The sequence below is a fragment of the Streptosporangium sp. CA-115845 genome (assembly GCF_050943795.1).
Taxonomy (GTDB): domain Bacteria; phylum Actinomycetota; class Actinomycetes; order Streptosporangiales; family Streptosporangiaceae; genus Streptosporangium.
This window is the reverse complement of the sequence record NZ_CP191988.1, coordinates 2,120,245-2,142,466: the sequence shown is the minus strand read 5'-3', so window position 1 is coordinate 2,142,466 and position 22,222 is coordinate 2,120,245. Positions and strand designations below refer to the sequence as shown.

Here is a 22,222-nt window from a genome sequence, read left to right as displayed (position 1 = left end):
CCATGCCCGACATTCTCATCCCAGAGCCCGCCGACCTGGCCCGGATGATCACCGCTGCCGGGGCGTTCTCCGTCCCCACCGGTGATGTGCAGCTCTCACCGGACGAGCTGGAACCCGACCAGATCCTGGCGGGTTCCCCACGCGTTTCGTCCATCGAGCTGTGGTCCTCGCCGGATGGCAGGCAGAGCCGGGGCATCTGGGAGATCACGCCGGGCACCGTGGCCGATGTGGAACGTGACGAGATGTTCGTGGTCCTGTCCGGCCGCGCCACACTGGAGGTCGACGGAGGTGCCACCCTCGAACTCGTCCCGGGCTCGGTCTGCCTGCTCGCCGAGGGGGCCAAGACCGTCTGGATCGTCCACGAGACCCTGCGCAAGGTGTATCACTGCATGGGCTGACCAGATCACGGTCGTGGGTTGTACGGAACCGAGGTTCCGTACAACCCACGACCGTCCGTTTACCCCGATCACCGCTTTCCCCGACGACCGAGTGCGGCGATCTGTCCCGCGGTAACTCCTGCGGACTTTTCCGGGTCTTCCTGAACCGACTTCGTACGCGAACCGCACTAACCGTGTCTGTCGGATGCGGCGTCCATGTGAACGGGGTCATCCGCGCAGATGTGGAGATCCCAGCGGCGCGGACGCGTCAGGATCGCCCCGAGGATGACACCGAGGATCACGCTTGCGATGATCACGATGAGAATGTTCAGCCCCATGACGGCTGCCTCTCGGAAAGATGTGCCGCTTGATCTGAGGAAATGCGGCCTACTGCACCGTAGCGTCGCATTCTCGCTGTCGCAACGAAACGGCCAGGGACTAATCCTTATTGACCAGGACCGTTGACCCGGTCGGGACCGTCACGGGCATGTGAATTCTCCCGCGGGTGACATGACCCTGCGTGAGCAGCAACACTTTCTTGGGATGTTTCGCGTGTTTCGCTCCCCTCGCCCCGTAGATCTCGGCACGATGGTGCACGAACTCTGAAACCAACGGGGAGAGATATACATGTCGCGACGCCTTGTCGCCGGATTCACGGCCCTAGCGCTCACCGCCACAGCGATTCCCGCTGAGGCCGAGCAGGCGAGTTCGGGGTTTCCCTCCTCCGCGTTCCCACTGGGCGTGAGCATGGCCACGGTGAAAAACCAGCAGAGCGTGGCACCGGGAATTGATCTTTTCAGCGTGAAGCACGGCAAGTCCACACAGGGCTGGACAGTCTCCGCCCTCATGCCCAACGGCCACGACGACGGCCGCCTGGACACCGCTCAGACGGTCGCCGAGACCGTGGAGGCGGCGGGGTTCACCCCCAGCATCCTGCGGATCGTGCAGCCCGCCGCAGCGGACGCCCCGGCCGTGGAGCGATACATGGTCAGGATCGGCCTGTGGTCATTCGGCAAGCGGGCCGAGGCCGACAAGGTCGTGAAGGAACTCAAGGAGCAGGGCATCCGGGCCAAGACCGACTATCTCGGTGACGACGGCACCGAGACCACCGGCCCCTGGAACATGCGCGTGCTGATGGTCGACCCGAAGGTGTTCAAGGGATCCTTCAAGACGAGCGTCGGCAAGAGCGTGGCCAAGCGCGAGACCACCAGCTCGATGTCGAAACTGACCGGCGCCATCGCCGGGGTCAACGGCGGCTTCTTCAACATCCACACCGCCAAGGCCCTTCAGGGCGACCCGGTCGGTGTCTCCGTGGTGGGCGGCAGGCTGCTCAGCGAGGCCGTGCCCGGCCGCAGCGGTCTCGTCATCACCCAGGGCCGCAAGGCCCGGATCACCGAGCTGCGGACCCAGGTCACCGCGATCTCCTCGGACGGCACGAAGGCCGAGGTCAACGGCATCAACCGGGCCGCCGGAAGCGACGAGCTCGTCCTCTACACCGAGGAATTCGGCGGCAAGACGGCCACCGACGGTGGCATCGAGGCCGTCATCGACGCCCAGGGCCAGGTCGTCAAGGTCCGCCAGGCCGGCGGCATCGTCGCCCGGGGCACCTACGTGCTTCACGGCACCGGCCTGGCGGCCGTCTGGCTCCAGGAACACACGCAGGGCACTCGGATGAAGCTGGACACCAAGGTCATCGACCTGCGGACGCAGCGGGCGATACCGCTCACCCCTGACACATACATCATGGGCGGCGGGGTCGGGCTGGTCAGGAACGGCCGGGTGCGCATCACCGCGGCGGCCGACGGACACGCCTCGATCAACATGATGCTCCGGCGCCACCCGCGCACGATGGTCGGTGTCGACAAGTCAGGCGGGCTGATCCTGGCCACGGTCGACGGGCGCGACCCGGGTATCTCCGTGGGCGCCTCGATGGTGGAGGCCGCTCAGCTGATGCGGTGGCTGGGCGCCAAGCAGGCCATCAACTTCGACGGTGGTGGCTCCAGCGTGATGGTCGTCGGCCACAAGCCCGTCAACCGGCCCTCGGACGGCGCGGAGCGGACCGTGGGCGACGCCCTCTTCATCACGCCCTGACGAGCGGCGCCCAACGCGAGAAGCCCCGGTCCTCATCGGGCCGGGGCTTCTGGTTCTCCGTAGGCGTACGGCGGCTCTCTCAGCCTCCGGTTCCGAGGCATCGTCCCTAAACCCGGGGGAGCCTGCACAGGGCCTCTGGATCCCTCAGTTCAGATTCCAGGGTAGGAGACCCGCCAGCCAGTGCAAGGCCGGCCTCCCGTTCGGAACCCTCCCAGGAAAACCCGCAAGCCCCTTCCGGAACCCCCTCGGAAAACACGAAGGCCCCCACCAAAAGGTGAGGGCCCTCAATAAAGATTGTCCGGCGGCGACCTACTCTCCCACACCGTCCCCGGTGCAGTACCATCGGCGCTGAAGAGCTTAACTTCCGGGTTCGGAATGTAACCGGGTGTTTCCCCTTCGCCATAACCGCCGTAACACTATGAAACACACAAACCACTGTTTGCTGTCTCAGAATTGCCTAGTGGACGCGAGCAAGAATTGCTTTGAGGTCAAGTCCTCGGCCTATTAGTACTGGTCAGCTCCACACATTACTGCGCTTCCACCTCCAGCCTATCAACCCGGTCGTCTACCGGGAGCCTTACCCACTCTCGTGGTGGGAGACCTCATCTCAAGGCGAGCTTCCCGCTTAGATGCTTTCAGCGGTTATCCCTTCCGAACGTAGCCAACCAGCCGTGCTCCTGGCGGAACAACTGGCACACCAGAGGTTCGTCCGTCCCGGTCCTCTCGTACTAGGGACAGCTCCTTTCAAGTCTCCTGCGCGCGCAGCGGATAGGGACCGAACTGTCTCGCGACGTTCTAAACCCAGCTCGCGTGCCGCTTTAATGGGCGAACAGCCCAACCCTTGGGACCTACTCCAGCCCCAGGATGCGACGAGCCGACATCGAGGTGCCAAACCATCCCGTCGATATGGACTCTTGGGGAAGATCAGCCTGTTATCCCCGGGGTACCTTTTAGCCGTTGAGCGACGGCGCTTCCACATGCCACCGCCGGATCACTAGTCCCAGCTTTCGCTCCTGCTCGACCCGTCGGTCTCACAGTCAAGCTCCCTTGTGCACTTACACTCGACACCTGATTGCCAACCAGGCTGAGGGAACCTTTGGGCGCCTCCGTTACTCTTTAGGAGGCAACCGCCCCAGTTAAACTACCCACCAGACACTGTCCCTGATCCGGATCACGGACCGAAGTTAGACGTTCAAAACGACCAGAGTGGTATTTCACCAATGACTCCACCACCACTAGCGTGATAGCTTCACCGTCTCCCACCTATCCTACACAAGACGTTCCAAACGCCAATGTCAAGCTATAGTGAAGGTCCCGGGGTCTTTCCGTCCTGCTGCGCGTAACGAGCATCTTTACTCGTAGTGCAATTTCGCCGGGTCTGCGGTTGAGACAGCGGGGAAGTCGTTACGCCATTCGTGCAGGTCGGAACTTACCCGACAAGGAATTTCGCTACCTTAGGATGGTTATAGTTACCACCGCCGTTTACTGGCGCTTAAGTTCTCAGCTTCGCGGAGTAAACCCCACTAACCGGTCCCCTTAACGTTCCAGCACCGGGCAGGCGTCAGTCCGTATACATCGTCTTACGACTTCGCACGGACCTGTGTTTTTAGTAAACAGTCGCTTCCCCCTGGCCTCTGCGACCCCCACCAGCTCAGAACGCAAAGGTTCGTCACCAGCGAAGGCCCCCCTTCTCCCGAAGTTACGGGGGCAATTTGCCGAGTTCCTTAACCACAGTTCACCCGATCGCCTTAGTATTCTCTACCTGACCACCTGAGTCGGTTTAGGGTACGGGCCGCCACGACACTCACTAGAGGCTTTTCTCGGCAGCATAGGATCACCCACTTCGCCACAATCGGCTCGGCATCACATCTCAGGATACATAAGAGGCGGATTTGCCTACCTCTCTCCCTACATGCTTACCCCAGGACTACCATCGCCTGGGCTGGGCTACCTTCCTGCGTCACCCCATCGCTTACCTACTACCAGTTCAGGCCAGGCGTTCACCCTCACCCCAAGCCCGAAGGCTCGGAGGGGTTAAGGACCCTTAGTATCACTGGATTCAGTATTGGCGCATCGTAGCGGGTACGGGAATATCAACCCGTTGTCCATCGACTACGCCTGTCGGCCTCGCCTTAGGTCCCGACTTACCCTGGGCGGATTAGCCTGCCCCAGGAACCCTTGGTCATCCGGCGCAGAAGTTTCTCACTTCTGATTCGCTACTCATGCCTGCATTCTCACTCGCACAGCCTCCACAGCTGGATCACTCCGCTGCTTCACCGGCCGCACGACGCTCCCCTACCCATCCACACACCTAAACCACAAAGGCTCAGTTATACGTGTGAATGCCACGACTTCGGCGGTGTACTTGAGCCCCGCTACATTGTCGGCGCAGAATCACTTGACCAGTGAGCTATTACGCACTCTTTCAAGGGTGGCTGCTTCTAAGCCAACCTCCTGGTTGTCACTGCGACTCCACATCCTTTCCCACTTAGCACACGCTTAGGGGCCTTAGTCGGTGGTCTGGGCTGTTTCCCTCTCGACTACGGAGCTTATCCCCCGCAGTCTCACTGCTGCGCTCTCACTTACCGGCATTCGGAGTTTGGCTGACGTCAGTAACCTTGTCGGGCCCATTAGCCATCCAGTGCTCTACCTCCGGCAAGAAACACGCAACGCTGCACCTAAATGCATTTCGGGGAGAACCAGCTATCACGGAGTTTGATTGGCCTTTCACCCCTAAACACAGGTCATCCCCCAGGTTTTCAACCCTGGTGGGTTCGGTCCTCCACGCGGTCTTACCCGCGCTTCAACCTGCCCATGCCTAGATCACTCCGCTTCGGGTCTACAGCATGCGACTCAAACGCCCTATTCAGACTCGCTTTCGCTACGGCTCCCCCACACGGGTTAACCTCGCCACACACCATAACTCGCAGGCTCATTCTTCAAAAGGCACGCAGTCACATCACAAACAAGGCAAGCCTCGTTTACGCTCCTACGGCTTGTAGGCACACGGTTTCAGGTACTATTTCACGACCCCTCACCGGGGCGCTTTTCACCTTTCCCTCACGGTACTTGTTCACTATCGGTCATCAGGGAGTATTTAGGCTTACCAGGTGGTCCTGGCAGATTCACACAGGATTTCTCGGGCCCCGTGCTACTTGGGATCCCCTCCAACAGTCCAACCAATTTCGCCTACCCGACTCTCACGGTCTACGGCGCCACTTCCCAGAAGCTTCGGCTATCGGAAGGATTTCTTACTGTCTACGGTCTCGGCAGAAACCGTCAGAGGGTCCCACAACCCCGTAAACGCAACGCCTGCCGGCTATCACACGCCTACGGTTTAGCCTGATCCGCTTTCGCTCACCACTACTCACGGAATCACTAATTTGTTTTCTCTTCCTACGGGTACTGAGATGTTTCACTTCCCCGCGTTACCACCAACCGCCCTATACATTCAGGCGGAGGCAACACCACATGACTGGTGCTAGGTTTCCCCATTCGGACATCCCCGGATCAAAGTCTGGTTGGCGACTCCCCGGGGCTTAACGCAGCCTCCCACGTCCTTCATCGGCTCCTGATGCCAAGGCATCCACCGTGTGCCCTAAAAAACTTGGCCACAAAGATGCTCGCGTCCACTATGCAAATCTCAAACAACAAACAGCGACCAAACCCGCCCCGCCATCGATCGCCCGAACCCTCAACAGGTCGAGCTGGTATGACAGGAGGCCGGTCCCGCATGAGGCTCCAACAGACAGCAAGCCCGCCACAGGCGGGCCCGCCATGATGTCCGTTTCCTCAGGACCCAACAGTGTGTCCAGACCCATCCGCGTCTCCCAGCCGACGTTCCCACTCCCCGGCTCCGAAGAACCAAGGCGGTACCAGCCGACCCGGGCAGACCCGAATCATCCGATTAGCCAGTGCTCCACTAATGAGCGCGCCGAGCGTGGAACGTTCGCCCACGAACACGGCATGGACCCTCGCGGCCATAGCCACTCAGGTTCGATGCTCCTTAGAAAGGAGGTGATCCAGCCGCACCTTCCGGTACGGCTACCTTGTTACGACTTCGTCCCAATCGCCAGCCCCACCTTCGACCGCTCCCCCCAGACAAGCTGGTTGGGCCACGGGCTTCGGGTGTTGCCGACTTTCGTGACGTGACGGGCGGTGTGTACAAGGCCCGGGAACGTATTCACCGCAGCGTTGCTGATCTGCGATTACTAGCGACTCCGACTTCATGGGGTCGAGTTGCAGACCCCAATCCGAACTGAGACCGGCTTTTAGGGATTCGCTCCACCTCACGGTATCGCAACCCTCTGTACCGGCCATTGTAGCATGTTTGCAGCCCAAGACATAAGGGGCATGATGACTTGACGTCATCCCCACCTTCCTCCGAGTTGACCCCGGCAGTCTCCAATGAGTCCCCACCACCCCCGAAGGAGCGTGCTGGCAACATTGAACAAGGGTTGCGCTCGTTGCGGGACTTAACCCAACATCTCACGACACGAGCTGACGACAGCCATGCACCACCTGTCACCCAGTCCGAAGAGGCACCCATCTCTGAGTGTTTCCGGGCGATGTCAAGCCTTGGTAAGGTTCTTCGCGTTGCGTCGAATTAAGCAACATGCTCCGCCGCTTGTGCGGGCCCCCGTCAATTCCTTTGAGTTTTAGCCTTGCGGCCGTACTCCCCAGGCGGGGCGCTTAATGCGTTAGCTACGGCGCGGAAACCGTGGAAGGTCCCCACACCTAGCGCCCAACGTTTACAGCGTGGACTACCAGGGTATCTAATCCTGTTCGCTCCCCACGCTTTCGCTCCTCAGCGTCAGGTAAGGCCCAGAGAACCGCCTTCGCCACCGGTGTTCCTCCTGATATCTGCGCATTTCACCGCTACACCAGGAATTCCGTTCTCCCCTACCTACCTCTAGCCAGCCCGTATCGAATGCAGACCTGGAGTTAAGCCCCAAGCTTTCACACCCGACGTGACAAGCCACCTACGAGCTCTTTACGCCCAATAATTCCGGACAACGCTTGCGCCCTACGTATTACCGCGGCTGCTGGCACGTAGTTAGCCGGCGCTTCTTCTGCAGGTACACGTCAACTTCGTCCCTGCTGAAAGAGGTTTACAACCCGAAGGCCGTCATCCCCCACGCGGCGTCGCTGCGTCAGGCTTTCGCCCATTGCGCAATATTCCCCACTGCTGCCTCCCGTAGGAGTCTGGGCCGTGTCTCAGTCCCAGTGTGGCCGGTCGCCCTCTCAGGCCGGCTACCCGTCGTCGCCTTGGTAGGCCGTTACCCCACCAACAAGCTGATAGGCCGCGAGTCCATCCCCAACCGAAAAGACTTTCCACACCCACCCGATGCCGGGAGGTGTCGTATCCGGTATTAGACCCAGTTTCCCGGGCTTATCCCAGAGTCAGGGGCAGGTTACTCACGTGTTACTCACCCGTTCGCCGCTCGAGTACCCCGAAGGGCCTTTCCGCTCGACTTGCATGTGTTAAGCACGCCGCCAGCGTTCGTCCTGAGCCAGGATCAAACTCTCCAAACAATGTCTGAACAGTTGCTCCCGGCTGAAAGCACCCATCTCACATGATGGATGTTCAACCAAAGGAATCCGTCCCCCACCCCGATGAAAGGGCAGGTTGGACAGGGTTGTGCTTCATGCACTGGCTTTTAACACACTGTTGAGTTCTCAAGAAACGGACGCGTACACCGTTGTCCGAAGGCCCGCGTTCGCGGTGTCCCGGACTTCGGGGCGTTCCATTCCGTGTCACCATCTTATCGGATCTGCCGGACTTGTGTCAACTTGTCGGCTTTCCGACCATCGACCCAGACCCGCCGAACCCGCTAGGATTGCGACCACCCTGTCTCCAGGGCAACCCCTCTAACTTACTCCAACATCCGGTTGTTGTCCAATCGGATCTCGTCGCGACGCATGCGTCCCGACGAGGGAACTGATCAAAAGGGTGGTCCCGAGGCTCTGGCGATCTCCGCCGACCTCCTCGGGCCTGTGAACTCTATGTACGCCGCCGGGTCCCGTCAAATCAAAGCGCGTGCCCTATGGAGACGTGTTTCCCGCTCGCTGGGTAGAGATCGAATATGACGGATCAGCGAGTCTTGCCCAGGGCGCTCGTCGTGCTTCTCTGCGCCGCGAGCGCGGTGATCGTCCTGGGAGGGATCAGGCAAGTCGACTCGATCGTTGGACCGACACTGCTGGCGCTGGTCCTGGTCCTGGCGGTCTCCCCGGTCAGGACCTGGCTTCACCGGCACGGTGCTCCCGGGTGGGTACTGGTGGCCATCCCCCTGGTGATCGTGCTGCTGATGCTTCTGGGCATGGTGGCGATCCTGACCCTTGCCGTCGCGCAACTGGCCGCTCTCATACCCACCTATGACAAGCAGTTCCAGCAACTCGTTCTGCAGGCACAGCAGCTGGCGGCCAGCCTCGGCATCGGCACGCAGCAGATAAACCAGGCGATCAGCTCCTTCTATCCCGGCAAGGTCTTCACGATCGCGCAGGAATTCCTCAGCGGGCTGGTGGGCGCGTTCTCCGGCATCGTTCTCGTCATCGTCCTGCTCCTGGCCATGTGCCTGGACGCGCAGGCCTTCTCCCGGATTCTCGCCATGGGGGCGGCGCGCAGGCCCCTGCTCATCGGCGCGCTCCACGACTTTGCCCACCGGACCCGTCGTTATCTTGTGGTGTCGACGGCGTTCGGGCTGGTCTGCTCCGTGTTGGACGTGGCCGCGCTCTGGTTTCTCGACGTACCGCTCCCCCTCCTCTGGGGCATGCTGGCACTGATCACCAACTACATCCCCAACATCGGCTTCCTCCTGGGACTGGTACCGCCCGCCCTGCTCGGTCTCCTGTCGGGCGGCCCCAAGACCATGCTCTTCGTGATCGTCGCCTATGTGTTGATCAATTTCGTGGTGCAGTCGCTGATCCAGCCCAAGTACCTCGGTGACGCCGTCGGGCTGTCCACGACCCTGACCTTCATCTCGCTCATCCTGTGGACGTTCCTGCTCGGCCCGCTGGGCGCGCTGCTGGCCATCCCGCTCAGCCTGCTGACCCGCACATTGCTGATCGACAGCGATCCCGACGGCGAGTGGGCCGCCGCCCTCGTCTCGGGGAATATGCCCGACGAGGGGCGGCCGGTGGCGGAAGACTCGACGACGGGCGACCGGCAGGAGAAGAACGGAGGAGACAGCCGCCCGTAACCTGAGGCCATGTATCGCGAGTGGGCTCCGGACTCCCGCGTCGCCGGGCGGGTGGCCTGCGTGTGGAGCAACGAGGCGACCGTCACGACCACTGTCACGACCACTGTCACGACCACGGGCACGACGCCCCAGCTGGTCGTGCCCGACGGCTGTGTGGATCTGATCTGGGGTCCGGGCGGAGCACAGGTCGCGGGTCCCGACACCGGCCCGAAAACCGTGTGGATGTCGCCGGGCGACCGCTACCTCGGGATCCGGTTCAGACCCGGCGCGGCGGGTGGGGTGTTCGGCGTGCCGCTCGACAGCCTGCGCGACCTGCGGGTACCGCTGTCCGAGCTGGAACCGCTCAGGGAACTGTCCGAGCTGGCCCCTTTCACGGGAGGGCCACCGGAGCCGGTCACCGACGCCGTACAACGGGTTCTGGCCGTACGAATGCGCACGACGTCCGAGCCCGATCCCGCCGCGTCGGCGATCGCCGAGGCACTGCTGGCGGGGCGGAGCGTCAGGGAGGTGGCCTGGGATCTGGGGCTCGGCGAGCGGCAGCTTCTGCGCCGGTCCCTGCGAGCCTTCGGGTACGGCCCGAAGACGTTGCAGCGGGTGGTCAGGTTCCAGCGGGCGCTGCGGCTGGCCAGGCGCGGTATCGCGGCGGCCGAGGTCGCCGTGGCCAGCGGATACGCCGACCAGGCCCACATGGCGAACGAGGTACGGCGACTGGCGGGAATTCCCCTGGGCCGGCTGGTCGGACAGTCCGGCGACGGGTACTGACGGGTACTAGGGAAGCAGCCGGGCGCGGCCGAAGTCGACGAACCTGGCGCGCAGTGCCGAGCATGCCTCCTCGGTCAGCGGGACGTAGGCGAGGTCGCGTCCCGGCCGCCACCACACCGGGTCGGCGCACTCCCACAGCTGGCGCCGCAGACCGCTCTTGTCCACCTTGTTGGTGGCGGTGAGCGGCATCTCCGGTGTCAGCCGTACGAAGCGGGGAGCCCACTTGGTGCCGAGGTCGGGCTGGGCGTTGAGGAACGCGGCGAATCCGGCAGGTTCGAAGTCGCCGTCGAGTTCCAGCGCGGCCATGACCTGGTCACCGGTGCGCGGGTCGGGCACCGCGTAGACGGCGCACATGACCGTGCCCGGGTAGCGGGCGAGGATGCGCTCGACGGGGGCGGCGGCGAAGTTCTCGCTGTCCACCCGGAGCCGGTCGGCGTCCCTGCCCGCGAAGTAGAAGTATCCGGCGCTGTCGCGGTAGGCGAGGTCGCCGCTCCAGTACCAGCCGTCGCGGAGCCGCTGGGCGTCCGCCTCGGCGTTGTTGTAGTAGCCCTCGAAGGAGGCGTCGCGCCGGACGATCTCGCCGATCGCCTCGTGCCCGTTGACCAGCCCGCCACTGTCGTCGAAGCGGGCCCGCGGACACTCACGGCCGGTGGCGGGGTCGTGGACGGCGACGTCCGTCCCCTGCTGCGGCAGGCCGAGCGCGTCGGCCGGGGTTCCGGGAACCTTGCTGATCGCGATCGCCCCCTCGGAGGAGCCGTACCCCTCGATGATCTGGGCGCCGAACCGCCTGGCGAACTCGGTCAGGTCGCGGGAGGAGGCCTCGGTCCCGAAAGCGGCCCGCAGCGGGTTGCGGGAGTCGTCGTCGCGTTCGGGGGTGGCCAGGATGTACGCGAGGGCGCGGCCGACATAGTTGAAGTAGGTGACGCCGTACCTGCGGATGTCGGCGAGGAACTCCGAGGCGCTGAAGCGGCGGCGCATCGCCACCGTCGCGCCCACGCCGGTGGCCATCGCCAGGTTGGCCATGACGGCGTTGCCGTGGAAGAGCGGCATCGCGAGGTAGGTCACCGACTCCCGGTCGATCCCGAACCGGCCGCCCCGCCCCGCGATGGCCGCCAGCCGCCCCTGACCGCAGATCACCGCCTTCGGTGATCCGGTCGAGCCCGAGGTGAACAGCAGCAGCAACGCCTCCTCGGGCCGCGGCGGCTTCTCGGCGTCGAGGACCGCCCTCGCCTCGGTGCCGGTGCGGCGGGCCAGCAGCGCGCGGTAGCCGTCGGTGTCGGCGAGCAGGACCCGGCCGGGTGGCGGCCCGAGGTCGAGGCCGTCGAGCAGGGCGGAGCGCGGGGTGTCGGTGACGACGAGGTGGCAGTCGGTGTGCCGGATGTCCGCGGCGAGTTCCGCGCCGCGCCTGGTGGGGTTGACGCCGACCAGGGTCGCGCCCGAGAGGGCCGCGGCGAAGATCCAGAAGACGTACTCGGGGACGTTCTCCAGCAGGACGCCGAGGTGGAACGGGCGGCCCGGCTCCCGCATGTCCAGTGCCAGTGCCGCCCGCAGCTCCGCCTCATGGACGATCCGCGCCCAGCTGTAGCTCTCGTCCTCGAAGCGCAGGCCGGGATGTTCGTCACCGGCCCGTGCCCGGATCAGGTCCGCGAATGTCACCACACCCGGATCTTGAGCAAGTGCTTGGTCAAAGTCAAGCCATGCCGGGGATTCAGACGATCTCCAGCGCCACCGCTCCACCGCTCACCCTGCTCCGGCCGTCGGCCGAGGCGATCGAGACCTTCAGCGTGCTGGGCCGTCCCATGTCCACCCCCTGGATGACGGTGAACTCCGAGCAGCCGGAGCCGAGAGTGCGCAGGTAGCCGCCGAAGGCGGCGGCCGCGGCCCCGGTGGCCGGATCCTCCACGACGCCCCCGACCGGGAAAGGGTTGCGGGTGTGGAACCGCTCGTCGCTCTCCCGCCAGAACAGGTTCACCGTCGTCCAGTCCTCGCGGATCATCAGTGCCTTCAGCCGCTCGTAGTCGTAGTCGAGGTCGGCCAGGCGCTCGCGCGAGGCCGCGGCGATCACGAGGTGCCGCACGCCGCCGAACGCGACGTGTGGCGGAAAGGCCGGGTCGAGTTCGTCGCGGGACCAGCCGAGGGCGGCGAGGGCCTCCTCCAGCGTCTCCTCCGCGACGGGCCGGGAGTAGGTGGGGACGCTGGTGAGCGTGGCGCGGAGCGCGTCGTCGGCGATCTCGGTGTCGATGACGATCTCACCGGCGTTCGTGTCGAAGACCAGCCGGCCGATCCCGAGGCGCTCGGCCAGGGCCACCGAGGTGGCGATCGTGGCGTGCCCGCAGAACGCCACCTCCGTCGAGGGCGCGAAGTACCGGACCCGGAAGGCGCGCCGCCCGTCGTCGCGAGCGGTCACGAACGCCGTCTCGGAGTATCCGACCTCGGCGGCGATGGCGAGCATCTCCTCGTCGGAGAGCCCGGCCGCGTCGAGGACGATCCCGGCGGGGTTTCCCCCTTCGGGATCATGGGTGAAGGCCGTGTAGCGCAGGATTTCCACAGTGTTCGTCACACCTGCCTACACTAACCAGCTAACCCATCACGGCGGTGACAGGCTAGGCGGAGGCCGGGACGGGCCGCAGGGATGGCGGTTCCTCGGGAGCGTCGGGCGTTTTGAAGACGCGGCGCGCCCATGGCATCGCGAGCACCAGGATCGGCAGGAGCACGATGGAGCCCTGGGACCAGAAGACATGGAGGCTGCGCCAGGTGGCGGAGTCGAACTGGGTCATGTAGAGGTAACCGTACGCGGCCCAGAAGGACACGCCGATGATGGCCGGCCAGGCGAAACGGGTCGGACGGGCGACCAGGAACGGCATGAACCACAGGAGGTACTGCGCACCGAGCCTGGGAGTGGCGACCATGAAGGCGATCAGCAGCGCCGTGGTGAGGTCGACCGGGTCGGCGCGGCGCCACAGGAAGGCGGTCACCAGCAGGGTGACGTAGACCAGACGGGTGCCGAAGGTGGCGATCCCCTGGTGCAGATCGTTGACACCGTGCATGAGGATGGCGCTCCAGCCCCACTGGCCGACGATCGGGCGGACGTCCTGGATCACCCGGATGACCTCGGGGATCTGGCTCAGCGAGGTGCCGGCGAAGATCGGCAGAGTGACCAGGAAGAAGATCGGCGCGATGCCGGTGGCCACGAACGCCACGACGCGGGCGCGGAAGGTGGGCAGCAGCAGGAGCATGCCCGGGATGAGCCAGATCGGCCAGCTCTTGGCACAGAGCGCCAGGCCCATCAGCAGCCCCGCGAACAGGGCTCGGCGTAGGGACTGCCGGTCGCCTGGACGCGGGGTGAGCGCCCTGCGGACCACGCCGGTGGGACCCGTGGCATGCCGTACGGCACCGGGGAGGCCTCGGAACGCGACGCTGCCCCGCACCAGCGCGACCACGTCGGTTCGGATGCCCGGCCGGTCGGGGTCGCCGGGCCCCCGGGCGACGACGAAGGCGGCGACACCGAAGACCAGGGCGACCGGCTCGACCTGGCCGTGCACGGAGGCGACCAGGATGGCCAGCGGGTTGCAGGCGTACTGGAAGGCGCGCAACGACGCCCTGGAGCCTCCGGCGAGCTTGCCGACCAGCGGGATCAGCGCGATGTCGGCGACCACGGTGACCAGGCGCCCGCCGATCTCCCAGGGGATGCCCAGCCAGAGCAGGAAGCCGTAGACGTAGGGGATGGTCGGCAGGAAGTGCCAGCCGCCATTGCTCCCCAGGACGGGATCCTCACGGTTCAGGACCGCCTCACCCGCGGGTTTGAAGCTGTTGACGAAGTCGACCGGCTGCCAGGTGTCCATCGCCGAGGTGGTCATGATGAGCACCCTGAAGACGATTCCGACCCCCAGCACGACCAGCAGTGAGGGCCGCCAGCCCTTCCACTGTGCGACCAGGGCGAGCACGACACCTGTGACGAGGACGAACCCCGTGAGAATTGCGTAGTCCATGACGGCCCCTAGCCTGCCGGACCTCACCACCGACCGGCCACCCGGTCTCTAAACCGAGACCTCTCTGCCAGTTTTGGCGCCCCTGGGAATCCGGACCGTCACGATGAGCGACCATCGTGCGCCGCGAACCGCTCCGTGAGACCCGCGGACGCGGGGAGGAACCTCGCCGCCGGAAGTCCGTCTCTCCCGGCGGCGAGGAGTTCTCAGCCCAGACCGTCGAGATAGGCCCGGTGGTTGCGGGAGAACTCGAAGGCGTTGTACCTGTCCCAGTTGATGGACCAGGTCATCAGGCCGCGGAGGTTCGGGTAGACCCCCCTGGGCCGGTACGGACCGCAGTTGGTCCCCTTCGCCAGGCAGTCGAAGGCCTTCTGGACCTCCGCCACCGTGGTGAAGCCGTTGCCCGCGTACGCGGCGGCGGGCAGGCCGATGGCGACCTGGTCCTGGCGTAGCGCGGGGAAGACGTTGGCCGGGTTGCCGGCGATCGGGAAGCCCGCGAGCAGCATGTCGGTCATGGCGACGTGGAAGTCGTGGGTGCCCATGGTGTGGTACTGGTTGTCCAGCCCGGTGATCGGCCCGGAGTTGTAGTCCTGGACGTGCAGCAGGGTCAGGTCGTTACGCATCGCGTGGATGACCGGGAGGTAGGAGGCGGCCCGCCGGTCGGCGGAGCCGTTCGGTCCCGGGCCGTAGAACTGGTAGCCCAGCTGGACGAAGAACGTCTCGGGGGCCATGGTCAGTACGAACCGGGCTCCGTACCTGGCCTTGAGGATCTTCAGCGCGGAGATCAGGTTGACGATGACCGGGGTGGTGGGTGCGGACAGGTTGGTGTCGCCGCTGTCGAGGTAGAGGGAGTGGCCTTCGAAGTCGATGTCCAGCCCGTCCAGGCCGTACCTGTCGATGATGGCGCTCACCGACTGGACGAACTTGTCGCGCGCGGCCGTGGTGCTCAGCTGGACCTGGCCGTTCTGGCCACCGATCGAGATCAGCACCTTCTTGCCGAGTGCCTGCTTGGCCCGGATTCCGGCGATGAACTCCGCCTCGGACTCGACGTTGGGGCACTCGGCGACCGGGCACTGGGTGAAGCGGATGTCCCCCGAGGTCACCGAGGTGGGCTCGCCGAAGGACAGGTTGATGACGTTCCACTCATTGGGGACGTCGGCCATCCGGATGTAGCCGGAGCCGTTGGCGAAGGAGGCGTGCAGGTAGCCGACCAGCACCCGCTTGGGCAGGTCGCCGGGGGGCGGCATGTTGGTGACGGTCGCGGAGACCGCGCCGGACTTCGCCGACTCACCCGAGGGGTTGGTCGCGCTCACCTGGTAGCTGTGGGTGCCCGCGCCGGGGGTGTCGGAGAAGGTGGTCCCGGTGGCTGTGCCGACCTTGGTGCCGTTGCGGTAGACGTTGTAGCCGGTCGCATTCGAGGAGATGTTCCAGCCCAGCGCCACGTTCGCGCCGTTGACCGTGGCGGTCAGGCCGGTGGGCACGGCGGGCGGCGGCGGGATGTCGTTGCCGATCACCACCGAGACCTGGTTGGACTTGGCCGACTCGCCCACCGCGTTGACGGCGGTCACCTGGTAGGTGTAGTTGCCGGCCGGCTGGACCTGCTCGCTGTAGGTGGTCGTCGTGGAAGACCCCACCTTGGTGCCGTTGCGATAGACGTTGTAGCCGGTCGCCCCGGCCGAGGCGGTCCAGTTCAGCATGGCGGTGGTGGTGGTGCCCGCGCCGGTCAGGCCGGTGGGTGCGGCGGGGGGCTGGCCCTGGCCCGGCTGGCCGTCGAGGACGAAGTCGTCGGCCTGGTAGGTGCCCTGGCCGTACCAGCCGTTGACGTAGATCGTCACCGAGGTGGTCGAGGCGCCGGTGGTGAACGAGGTGGACAGCTGGGCGTAGGACGACGGCGAGGACGTCCACGTGCTGGGGTCGGTCCCGCCGGTGCCGGTCGCGCCGAGGAAGACGTAGCCGCCCCTGACCCAGGCCGACAGGGTGTAGGCCGAGGACGGTCTGACGCTGACCGTCTGCTGGCACCGGGCGGTGTCGTTCCCGGCCGGTGTGGCCTGCAGTGCCCTGGTACCGCCGTGCACCGGCGAGGACACCGCCGTGGCCCCGGAGGACGCCGTGCAGGTCCATCCGGTCAGCCCGTCCTCGAAGCCGGGGTTGACCGCGATGTTGGCGGCGTGGGCGGGTGACGCGGCGAGCATCGTCCCGCCCAGCGCCAGTACGGCGATCGCCGCGAGTTTTCTGAGGTGCATCCGATTTACCCCGCAAAGATCTTTAGGAGGGTGTCGTGGGGGTACGGCCCGCACCCGGGCAGGGTGCGGGCCGTACGCGTCGTGTCGGCCGTACGGATCGTGCGCGGCGTGTCTCCGCCCTGGGCGGGCCCGCGTCAGCCGTTTTCGTGCTGGGCGGGCCCGCTCCGTGCGGTTTAGAAGCCGGCGGTGACGCGGGTGAAGTCCCAGTCGGACTGGGCGATGCCGCTGCAGTTGGAGACCACGCCGCCACCGGGGCAGGGGCGGTCGCGGTTGACCGCCCAGTAGGCGAGACGGTTCAGGCCCTTGGACTTGGCCCAGTCACGGATCTGGGTCCAGGTCGCCACCGTGGTCAGCTCCTGCTGGTCGGACAGGCCGTTCATGCCGGAGATGCCCATCCGGGCGTACGCCTGCGCGTCGGTCCAGCCGTTGGCCGCCTTCAGCGCGTTCTTCAGGCCCTCGGAGGCGTTGACGGTGTCGGTGTAGATGTTGGAGCCGCCGAAGTCGAACGGCATGATCGTGTAGTTGTCGATCGGCACGGCCAGCGCCTTGGCCTGGTTGATCAGGCGGATGCCGTGGGAGTTCGGGCCGGTGGTGGTGGTGCCGAAGGTGACGGCGATCTTGACGCTGGGGTTGTTCTGCTTGACGATCTTCAGGCCGTTGAGGATGCGGTCCTGGACGGTGTAGTTCTCGAACTCGTCGGTGTTCTCGATGTCGAAGTCGACGACCGCCGGGCCGACCGCGTTGATGACCTGCTGCACCGCTCCGGCGAAGGCGGCCGGGGTGGCGCAGTTCGGGCCGAGCTTGTTGCCCGACCAGCCGCCGAAGGAGATCTGGACGCTGCCGCCCGCGGCCTTGATCTGGTTGATCGCGGTCTGGTCGGCGCCGCCGGCCAGCGGCCGGTTACCGTCCCAGGCGGGGGTGCAGCCGCCGCTGGACAGGATGAACGCCATGGTGAAGGACTTCACGCCGGTGGCGCTCATGACCGTCGCGGGGTTCGGCGGGTTGCCCCAGCCCATGTAGAGGTACGGGGCTCCGGGCATCCTGCCGGCCGGGTCGGGGTCGACGCAGCCGGTGGTGGTGGCGCTCACCGCGCCGCTGGCGGCCGACTCACCCTGGGCGTTGTATGCCTTGACGGTGTAGGTGTGCGGGGTGCAGGTGCCGAGCGAGCCGATGGTGGCGCTGGTCCCGGTGACCTGGGCCCGCTGGGTGCCGCCCTCGTAGACGCGGTAGCCGGTGACGGTACCGGTGGAGGCGCCCCAGGACAGGGCGATCGAGGAGTTGGTGGTGGCGGTGACCGACGGGGTACCGGGCGTGCCCGGGGTGCCGGGGTTGGTGCCGCCGCCGCAGGCCACGCCGTTGAGCGTGCAGTTGGACGGGGTGACGCCGCCGGGGCTGCCGTTGAAGCCGAAGCTCGCGGTCGCGCCGGGCGCCAGGGTGCCGTTCCAGCCGACGTTGGTGAAGGTGAAGCGCTGCCCGCTCCGGCTCAGCGACGCGTCCCAGAAGGAGCCGACGTTGGCACCGGAGGGCAGGTCGAAGGCGACCGACCAGCCGTTGATCGTGGTGGTGCCGCCGTTGGTGATCGTGTACTTGCCCTCAAAACCGCTCCCCCAGTCGGAGACCTTGGTGAAGACGGCGGTGGGGGAGGCCGCGAAGGCCGGGGCCGCGACCGTTGACAGGCAGAGTGACATGCCGAGCGCGGCCAGAACCGCGGTCAGCGTTCGTCGAATTCTCATGCTTCTTCCTCGGTTGGGGGGTGTCCGAAGGCTTAGGGCAGGGTCGCGAGGTGCGGCTTGACGGTCCTGGAGAAGTTCCAGCCGTTACTGGCGTCCCAGTTGATGGACCAGGTCATCGCGCCGCGGATCTCGGGGTAGGCGCGCGGTGGCACGAAGCCGCCGCAGTTGGTCCTGGTGGCCAGGCAGGTCAGGGCCTGGTTGACCAGTGCGGGTGCGACGATCCCGCCGCCCGCCGCGCCCGGTCCCGCGGGCAGGCCGAGCGCCACCTGGTCGGGGCGGAGGCCGTTCTCCAGCTGGATGCAGGCCAGCGCGGTCATGAAGTTGACGGTGCCCTGGGAGTAGGCGGCCATCTGGTCGCAGCCGAGCATGGAGCCGGAGTTGTAGTACTGGGTGTGGACGACGGTGAGGATGTCCTTGATGTTCAGCGCCAGCTTGAAGTACTCACCGCCGGTGGACTGCATGTCGATGGTCTGCGGCGCCATCGTGATGATCAGGTTCGCGCCGGCCTTGGCCCGCAGCGCACGCAGCGCCTGGCCCATGTAGGTGGCGTTGAGGCCGTTCTCCAGGTCGATGTCGACGCCGTCGAAGCCGTAGTTCTGCATCAGGGCGTAGACGGTGTCGGCGAACTTGGTCGCCGCCGTGGCGCTGGCCACCTGCACGCGGCCGAGTTCGCCGCCGACCGAGAGGATGACCTTCTTGCCGCGGGAGTGGAGGGTCTGCACATCGGCCTTGAACTGGGCGTCGGTGTAGCCGCCGAGGGAGGCCGACAGGCCCGGGTCCACGCCGAAGACGACCTCGCCCGGGGTGGCGGTGGCCTCGCCGAAGGAGACCGCGACCAGGTCGTACTCGTTGGGCACCGCCGACAGCCGCAGCTCGACCGCCAGGTTGTCGAAGTTGTGCCAGTACCCGGTGAGGAAGTGCTTGGGCAGCGGGCCTGTGGTGCAGCCCGTGGTGGTGGCACTGGCCGGGTCGCTCTTCGGACCCTCACCCACGGAGTTGTACGCCGCCACCGTGTAGGTGTGCGCCTCGCACACCCCCAACCCCGACACCGTCGCACTCGTCCCGGTCACCGTCGCCTTGACGACCGAACCCTCGTACACCCGGTAACCGGTCACCGAACCCGACGACGCCCCCCACGACAACGCCACACTGTTCGCACCACCCGTCGCCGACACCGCACCCGGCTTACCCGGAGCGCCTGTGGTGCAGCCCGTGGTGGTGGCACTGGCCGGGTCGCTCTTCGGACCCTCACCCACGGAGTTGTACGCCGCCACCGTGTAGGTGTGCGCCTCGCACACCCCCAACCCCGACACCGTCGCACTCGTCCCGGTCACCGTCGCCTTGACAGCCGAACCCTCGTACACCCGGTAACCGGTCACCGAACCCGACGACGCCCCCCACGACAACGCCACACTGTTCGCACCACCCGTCGCCGACACCGCACCCGGCTTACCCGGGACGGTGGTACCGGTGTCGCCGCCGCAGGCCACGCCGTTGAGCGTGCAGTTGGACGGGGTGACGCCGCCGGGGCTGCCGTTGAAGCCGAAGCTCGCGGTCGCGCCGGGCGCCAGGGTGCCGTTCCAGCCGACGTTGGTGAAGGTGAAGCGCTGCCCGCTCCGGCTCAGCGACGCGTCCCAGAAGGAGCCGATGTTGGCGCCGGAGGGCAGGTCGAAGGCGACCGACCAGCCGTTGATCGTGGTGGTGCCGCCGTTGGTGATCGTGTACTTGCCCTCGAAACCGCTCCCCCAGTCGGAGGCCTTGGTGAAGACGGCGGTGGGGGATGCCGCCTGTGCGGGTAGTGCGACCGTCATCGCCAGGACGAGGGCCGCCAGGGCGACGAGAGAACGAGCGATGGCGCGTAATTTCACGTTAACCTCATGCGTTCTGTGGGGGGGGGTGTGACCGTACGGCCCGCGCCGCACGGGGAGGTGCGCGGGCGCGAACGTGGGCGTGAGCCGTACGGCGAGGTGGGTACGGTCTCGCCGTGGTGAGACCGTTCCGTTGATCAGCGCGGTACGCCGAGGGCCGCCGGGCTCATCGAGTCGCGGGTGCCGTCACCGTCGGATGCTCCGGGCATCGCCGATCGGCGGGTGAGAGTGCGGCGACGGCGGCGCCGAGAGCGGCCGGGACGGGAGCGCCGGGCAGGACCGGGGCGAGGGCACCGGGCGCGGGCAGGGCACGACGAGGGTTTGCAACCGCAGTCAGGACGAGGAGGGGAAAGGTGCGCCGCATGATCGCTCCCATGGATATGGAACCTGGGGGGTGAGGCGTCCGGACGGTCGGACCTTCGGTTGCGGCGGCTCGCGCCGCCGGGTTTTCGCAGCTCATGATCTGTTCACAGGGGGCGCACGAGCCAAGGGCACCCCCATTCGGCACTTCTTTTAGGAAAGTTTCCTAAGAGTTGTCGTGATCGTAGCCTTGACAGGGTCCTGCCACAAGGCCCAAAAACGGTAGTCTCCGCCCTGCTGGACAGGAACGTTCCAAAACCGTGTCGACCGTTCCCCGGCACGACGCAGGCATCCGGTGCGGCGAACCGCACCGGACGCGCGCTCACCCGACGTCGAAACCACTGAGGAGCAGAAGCGCCGCCCCGAGGGCGACCACCACGTTGACCAGGGTCACATGGCAGGGTCGTGGCGGCGAATACCCCGGCCTCCCCGAGCGAGGCCACCCGGAACTCCAGGCCGACGGCGAGCTCGCCCGTTGACCATCGGACCTGTGAGCCGGTGAGCACGCTTCCGGCGGTACGGTAACGATGCATCCCGTAACGCCCCCTGGAGCACCACCATGTTCTTTGGCATCACCGACATCTGGACCTACGTGGCCGGCGCCTTCTTCATCATCCTGCTGCCCGGCCCGAACTCGCTGTACGTACTGAGCACCGCCGCCCAGCGCGGGGTACGCCAGGGGTACCGAGGGGTCATGGGGGTCTTCCTCGGCGACACCGTCCTGATGGTGCTCGCCGCGGCGGGGGTCGCGTCGCTGCTGAAGTCGACGCCGATCCTGTTCAACGTCGTCAAGTACGCCGGGGCGGGTTACCTGGCCTGGATCGGGTTCCAGATGCTGCGGGGGGCCTGGCGCTCGTGGCACTCTCCCGAGGCCGCGCGGGCCACGGCCCCCGTGGCGGAGCGGATCGCGGAGAGCCCCTTTCGCAAGGCCCTGGTCATCAGCCTGATGAACCCGAAGGCGATCCTGTTCTTCATCTCGTTCTTCATCCAGTTCGTGGACCCCGCCTACGGCACCCCCGCGCTGTCGTTTCTGATCCTGGGCGCGATCTGCCAGTTGTTCAGCGTGCTCTACCTGTCGGCGCTGATCTTCGGTGGCACGTTCCTGGCCGGCCAGTTCCGGGCCCGCCGCGGCGTGTCGACGGCGCTGCGGACGGGCGTGGGCGCGCTCTTCATCGGCTTCGGCGTGCGGCTGGCTACCGCGACCCTTGGTTGACCTTGATCGCGACGCTGACCAGCGAGAGGAACAACTCGGCGTCGGCCCGCCCCTCGATGGTCATGGCCACCCACCCGGCGTCCGCGCCGGGAGTGACCCGCCGGCAGTCGGTGAGCACCCGGGCCCACCGGTCGATCACGTCGGTGGTGAGGAGCAGTTCCGCGGTGTGATCGCCGGACATTCTGACGATCTCCCGGCCGCCGGAGCGAAATCCCAGCCCCCTGCGGGTGCGTTTCAGCGCCAGGTCGGGCCAGCCGATGAGCTGGGCCGCCACATTCGCAACGCCCTCGGTGGAACGGCTGGACGCGCGCGTGCTCAGCACTGCCATGTCTCCCATGGTCGCGGACCGGACCCAATCGGGAAAGCTTCCGTTTCTCAACCGTTACCGGG

At 65.9% G+C, this 22,222-nt stretch carries 12 protein-coding genes and 3 rRNA genes; 5 read left to right on the top strand and 10 right to left on the bottom strand.

Annotation, left to right across the window (positions count from 1 at the left end; genetic code table 11):
* Nucleotides 1-2: 2 nt before the first annotated feature.
* On the top strand, nucleotides 3-398 hold the full coding sequence (locus ACQP0P_RS12020; protein WP_433374925.1) for a cupin domain-containing protein: 396 nt from the start codon (nucleotides 3-5) through the stop codon (nucleotides 396-398).
* Between the two features lie 606 nt (nucleotides 399-1,004).
* On the top strand, nucleotides 1,005-2,468 hold the full coding sequence (locus ACQP0P_RS12015) for a phosphodiester glycosidase family protein (protein WP_433374922.1): 1,464 nt from the start codon (nucleotides 1,005-1,007) through the stop codon (nucleotides 2,466-2,468).
* Between the two features lie 296 nt (nucleotides 2,469-2,764).
* Here the strand turns inward: ACQP0P_RS12015 and rrf are convergent.
* From rrf to ACQP0P_RS12000, 3 genes are all read right to left on the bottom strand, one after another.
* Nucleotides 2,765-2,881, bottom strand: a 5S ribosomal RNA gene (rrf, locus tag ACQP0P_RS12010).
* Between the two features lie 71 nt (nucleotides 2,882-2,952).
* A 23S ribosomal RNA gene (locus ACQP0P_RS12005) occupies nucleotides 2,953-6,081 on the bottom strand.
* A gap of 397 nt (nucleotides 6,082-6,478) precedes the next feature.
* A 16S ribosomal RNA gene (locus tag ACQP0P_RS12000) occupies nucleotides 6,479-8,003 on the bottom strand.
* The 16S, 23S and 5S rRNA genes sit together here, the layout of an rRNA operon.
* Before the next feature lie 551 nt (nucleotides 8,004-8,554).
* On the opposite strand from ACQP0P_RS12000, the gene ACQP0P_RS11995 reads away from it, so the two are divergent.
* Nucleotides 8,555-9,667 carry an AI-2E family transporter gene (locus ACQP0P_RS11995; RefSeq protein ID WP_433374919.1) on the top strand — a complete coding sequence of 371 codons (1,113 nt, stop codon included), beginning with the start codon at nucleotides 8,555-8,557 and terminating at the stop codon, nucleotides 9,665-9,667.
* Between the two features lie 9 nt (nucleotides 9,668-9,676).
* Nucleotides 9,677-10,429: a DUF6597 domain-containing transcriptional factor gene (locus ACQP0P_RS11990; RefSeq protein WP_433374916.1), complete on the top strand. Its 753-nt coding sequence runs from the start codon at nucleotides 9,677-9,679 to the stop codon at nucleotides 10,427-10,429.
* A gap of 6 nt (nucleotides 10,430-10,435) precedes the next feature.
* Here ACQP0P_RS11990 and ACQP0P_RS11985 read toward each other — a convergent pair whose 3' ends face one another.
* From ACQP0P_RS11985 to ACQP0P_RS11960, 6 genes are all read right to left on the bottom strand, one after another.
* Nucleotides 10,436-12,088, bottom strand: coding sequence for an AMP-binding protein (locus ACQP0P_RS11985; RefSeq protein WP_433374913.1), 1,653 nt, complete (start codon nucleotides 12,086-12,088; stop codon nucleotides 10,436-10,438).
* Between the two features lie 49 nt (nucleotides 12,089-12,137).
* Nucleotides 12,138-12,989, bottom strand: a complete 852-nt coding sequence (locus ACQP0P_RS11980) for a PhzF family phenazine biosynthesis protein (protein WP_433374910.1) — start codon at nucleotides 12,987-12,989, stop codon at nucleotides 12,138-12,140.
* A 43-nt stretch (nucleotides 12,990-13,032) separates the two neighbouring features.
* Nucleotides 13,033-14,418, bottom strand: a complete 1,386-nt coding sequence (locus tag ACQP0P_RS11975) for a hypothetical protein (protein WP_433374907.1) — start codon at nucleotides 14,416-14,418, stop codon at nucleotides 13,033-13,035.
* Between the two features lie 203 nt (nucleotides 14,419-14,621).
* On the bottom strand, nucleotides 14,622-16,658 hold the full coding sequence (locus tag ACQP0P_RS11970) for a carbohydrate binding domain-containing protein (RefSeq protein ID WP_433374904.1): 2,037 nt from the start codon (nucleotides 16,656-16,658) through the stop codon (nucleotides 14,622-14,624).
* A 173-nt stretch (nucleotides 16,659-16,831) separates the two neighbouring features.
* A complete protein-coding gene (locus tag ACQP0P_RS11965; protein WP_433374901.1) occupies nucleotides 16,832-18,391 on the bottom strand; it encodes a cellulose binding domain-containing protein in 1,560 nt (519 codons plus the stop codon).
* A gap of 32 nt (nucleotides 18,392-18,423) precedes the next feature.
* Entirely contained in the window at nucleotides 18,424-20,259 is a 1,836-nt protein-coding gene (locus tag ACQP0P_RS11960; RefSeq protein WP_433374898.1) for a cellulose binding domain-containing protein, read from the bottom strand.
* 919 nt (nucleotides 20,260-21,178) lie between these two features.
* Here ACQP0P_RS11960 and leuE point away from each other — a divergent pair.
* Nucleotides 21,179-21,832 carry a leucine efflux protein LeuE gene (leuE, locus tag ACQP0P_RS11955; protein ID WP_433374895.1) on the top strand — a complete coding sequence of 218 codons (654 nt, stop codon included), beginning with the start codon at nucleotides 21,179-21,181 and terminating at the stop codon, nucleotides 21,830-21,832.
* Here leuE and ACQP0P_RS11950 read toward each other — a convergent pair.
* The gene (locus ACQP0P_RS11950) at nucleotides 21,813-22,160 is read right to left on the bottom strand and encodes a luciferase family protein (protein ID WP_350924259.1); all 348 of its coding nucleotides are present in this window, start codon (nucleotides 22,158-22,160) and stop codon (nucleotides 21,813-21,815) included. The two genes, leuE and ACQP0P_RS11950, sit on opposite strands and share 20 nt — an antisense overlap.
* Nucleotides 22,161-22,222: the final 62 nt, after the last annotated feature.